General features: G+C 63.7%; 3 protein-coding genes and 1 pseudogene. 2 read left to right on the top strand and 2 right to left on the bottom strand.

Annotation, left to right across the window (positions count from 1 at the left end):
* Positions 1 to 851 (bottom strand): annotated as a pseudogene (locus tag ACTHNZ_RS24485) (alkaline phosphatase family protein); the annotation flags it as partial.
* Positions 852 to 1,084: 233 nt separating this feature from the next.
* On the opposite strand from ACTHNZ_RS24485, the gene ACTHNZ_RS24480 reads away from it, so the two are divergent.
* Positions 1,085 to 1,891 (top strand): COG4705 family protein, encoded by an 807-nt coding sequence (locus tag ACTHNZ_RS24480; RefSeq protein WP_440545182.1) that lies wholly within the window; start codon positions 1,085 to 1,087, stop codon positions 1,889 to 1,891.
* Between the two features lie 78 nt (positions 1,892 to 1,969).
* Here the strand turns inward: ACTHNZ_RS24480 and ACTHNZ_RS24475 are convergent, their stop codons facing one another.
* The gene (locus tag ACTHNZ_RS24475; protein WP_440545181.1) at positions 1,970 to 2,704 is read right to left on the bottom strand and encodes a helix-turn-helix domain-containing protein; all 735 of its coding nucleotides are present in this window, start codon (positions 2,702 to 2,704) and stop codon (positions 1,970 to 1,972) included.
* Positions 2,705 to 3,019: 315 nt separating this feature from the next.
* Between ACTHNZ_RS24475 and ACTHNZ_RS24470 the strand changes: the two genes are divergently transcribed.
* Positions 3,020 to 3,490: aminopeptidase P family N-terminal domain-containing protein (locus ACTHNZ_RS24470; RefSeq protein WP_440545180.1), on the top strand; the 471-nt coding region annotated here is incomplete at its 3' end.

The following is a 3,490-nucleotide window of genomic DNA, read 5'->3' as shown; positions in this document are numbered from 1 at the left end:
GCAGCTTTGCCGATCTCATGACCGCAGCGCTGCCGCCCGAGGCGGCGGGACTCCGGTCGGCATCGGGATAGTGCGCGACGCATGCGCAGGCAAAATAGATATGATTCATGAATGAGCCGCCGAATGCGCCCATGAAGAAATTGTCGGCGAGCACGTACTTTTTGGCGACCCCCCACATTTTCAGCTTCGAGCCGTCATAAATGGCCCATAACCAGCGCGCCCGAATCGTTATAGGCGACAAATCGATCATTTGCCCCGCCGTTGATTTGCATCTGATTCTGATAAAAGCGATGCCATAAATCGCGCGTAATGACCGCGTTCGGCAGCGGCCTGCCTAGCGCATCGGAGACGACGAACGGGCGATTCGGGAAGTGCGTGATGTCGTCCTGGCCGATCATGTAGCGTGTCATACCGATCTGCTGGGCTTGCGGCACGAGCCCTCCCCAGATTTTGGGAAGGTAGGGCAATGGTGTTTTGCCGTCCCGGTCCAACTGCAAGGGCGAACGCGCGGCAACGGCGTCCATCGGCATGTGCAACCCCGGGAAGTGACCGTAAAGGTTCATGAAGCTGCGATTTTCGGCGTAGATGACGACGATATGGCGCACGCGTGCGCGCAGGGCGGCGTCGAGCTTCGCTTCGGCTGCCGTTTTGGCGACAGTGTGGCCGGCCCCGGTAGCGTCGCTGGTCGAGGCAGCGTCGCTCGTCGTCGCCGTGCATGCCGGGAGCGCAAGCCCCATGCCTACCGCGGCCAGGCCGCCCAGCAGCCGCCGGCGCTCCGGATTCGTGGGCCGGTCGGCGGCGTCGGATTCCGGCTTCGCGTGAGGCGGCACCTTCGGCGTTTCTTCTTGCATCGGCTCTCTCCGTCGATCGTTGCGCGTGTTGCGGTTGGGCGCGTCACGGCATAGGCGCGCCGGTTGCCGCGCAAAGCGATGGCGATGCGCAGCGCTCGTCGATATCGGCGACATATTAGCGTGACGCGCGAGGCTGGCGCGCGCGATGCTGCTAAGCAAGCCTTAAGCAACGCTTTGCCACAATGCGAGGCATTTTCGAGACATTCCCCGAATCCCATGCAGGAGAACGAAGCATGACCACCCGCACCGCGATAAACGTGCAGCACGACAGCGAGATATGGCTGAGCAAAGTGCCGCAAGCTACTGCCGTGTTTTGGCTCGTCAAGATTTTGGCGACGACCGTTGGCGAAACAGGCGGCGATGCGTTGTCGATGACGTTGAAGCTCGGCTACGCCGTGGCGACGCTGATCTTTCTCGCGTTCTTCATCGTGACGCTCACGATCCAGGTCCGTTCGCGCAGTTACCACCCCGCGGCATATTGGGCCGTCGTCATTGCGACGACGACCGTAGGCACGACGACGTCCGATTTTCTCGATCGCACGGCGGGGCTCGGCTATATCTGGTCGTCGGCCCTGCTGCTGCTCGGCGTATTGATCGTGCTGGCCCTGTGGCGCACGAGCGCCGGCCGCATTGAATACGATCGCATCGTGAAGCCGCGCGACGAGGTGTTCTATTGGGTCACGATTCTCGTGTCGAACACGCTCGGCACGGCCTTGGGCGATTTCGCGGCCGACGATCTCGGGCTCGGTTTCGAGCACGGTGCGCTGCTCTTCGCGGGCTTGCTCGTCATCGTGGCCCTTGTATGGCGCTTGGGCCGGCGGGTGCCGATCGGCGTACTGTTCTGGGCGGCGTACATCTTGACGCGCCCGCTCGGTGCCACGCTCGGCGACACGCTGACCAAGCCTTTGGCGCAAGGCGGCCTCGATTTGAACCGGATCTCGGCCTCGCTGGCGATCCTTGCGGCCATGGTCGTCATCGTGGTGATCCAGCATTTCGCGCGCGGCGGGGGGCGGCGAACGGCCGCTTCATCGTCGCGCTGAGTCCGGGCGCCGAGCGGCGAGGCGCGGTGGGCGATGGGCGATGGGCGCGCGGGTTCGAAGGCGCCGCGCCCCTCCTTCTCAACGCTTGTGGCTGCCGCTTCGCGCGGCTTTCTTGACTGCCGCGGCTTTTCCTTCGGGTTGCGCGCGGCTCGAGCGAGGTTTGGCTTGCGCGGGTGCCGGCGCCGCGGCTGTTTTCTTGGCGGCGACGGTGCCGCGACCCTTCGGCGTACGCGAGAGCGGCACGAATTGCGCATGGCCGTCATCGAACAGCGGCAGCGTGCCGACGGCGATGACTTCGGCCGGCCCTGGGCCGACGTTGACCACGCGGTGCCGATGCTGTGCATCGAAATGCAGCGAGTCTCCCGCCGTCAATTCGTAGTCTTTCCTGCGCAGCGTGTAGCGCACTTTGCCCGATAGCACATAGACGAACTCGTCGCCGCCGTGCGCGACCCATTCCGAACTGTACCCTTCCATCATCAGCACCTTGACGGCGTTGAGCAGGCTGCCGTCGAACGTCGTAGACAGCCGTTCGTACTTCTGCCGCATGGGACCGACTCGATACGATTCGCGCCGGCCTTCGTGCGAATCGGGCTGCGCTTGCCGCGGGTGCTCGAGCAGGGCGCCGAGCGGGACGTTCAGCGCTTTGGCGACATTGACGAGCGACGAGATCGAAATGCCCGTCAAATTGCGCTCGACCTGCGACAGGAACCCCACCGACAAACTCGATGCCGTTGCTACTTCGAGCAGCGTCATCTTCGATTCTCGGCGCAGCCGCCGAATGCGCTGGCCGATGTGATTGATATCCGAATCCATGAATCCTCTTCGAGGGGACGCTCAGAACCCGCCCATTCGTCGCTTTACGCAGCTTTACGTGATGGACAGGCCGGTTGCTTGCAGACACGGATCGACGCGCCAGCCGCAACTTCGGCGCATTGTACCGCGCGGGTCGCAAGCCAGACGCGGCGGGGAGAAACGCCGACCGAGCATGCGCCGTTTTCGGCGCTGCCGCTGGCCGGTCGAAATTTTAGTGTCACTTAAATTTTAGCTTGACGTAAATTTATCCCGCCGGTAATTTTCACGCTGGGGCAGCCATGAGCGCTGCGCGCGTAGACCGACCGAGCAGATTCGATGATCGACCGACTCCGATACCACTTTTCCGATCTTCCGCCCTACGAACCTTCGGTAGCCGAGACACATGCGCGGCTCGGCGCGTTCATCGATGGCCGCGGCCTCGATGCGCTCGTCGTCACCTCGCAAGATGAATTCATCACGGAGTACGTGCCGCGCCGAAACAGCCAGCGCTTCGCGCTGTCGGGATTCGACGGTTCGGCAGGATCGGGCATCTTCCTCAGCGAAGCCGCGGCGGCGCGAATCGGCGTCGCGCGCTTCGTGTTGTTCGTCGACGGACGCTATCACTTGCAAGCCGAGGCGCAGTGCGACAAGGCGCGCGTGCACCTCGAAAAGCTCGAGCTCGGGGTGCCGATCTGGTCGGCGCTGGCGGGGTGGCTCTCGGCGCACGCGGATGCGCTGCGCGCCGTGGGTTACGACGCGCAGCGCGTGAGCGTGGCGCAGCGCGATCGGCTGCTCGCCGACACGCGG

It is taken from the genome of Trinickia sp., assembly GCF_051953955.1.
Taxonomy (GTDB): domain Bacteria; phylum Pseudomonadota; class Gammaproteobacteria; order Burkholderiales; family Burkholderiaceae; genus Trinickia.
This window is presented reverse-complemented; position numbering and strand designations above follow the sequence as displayed.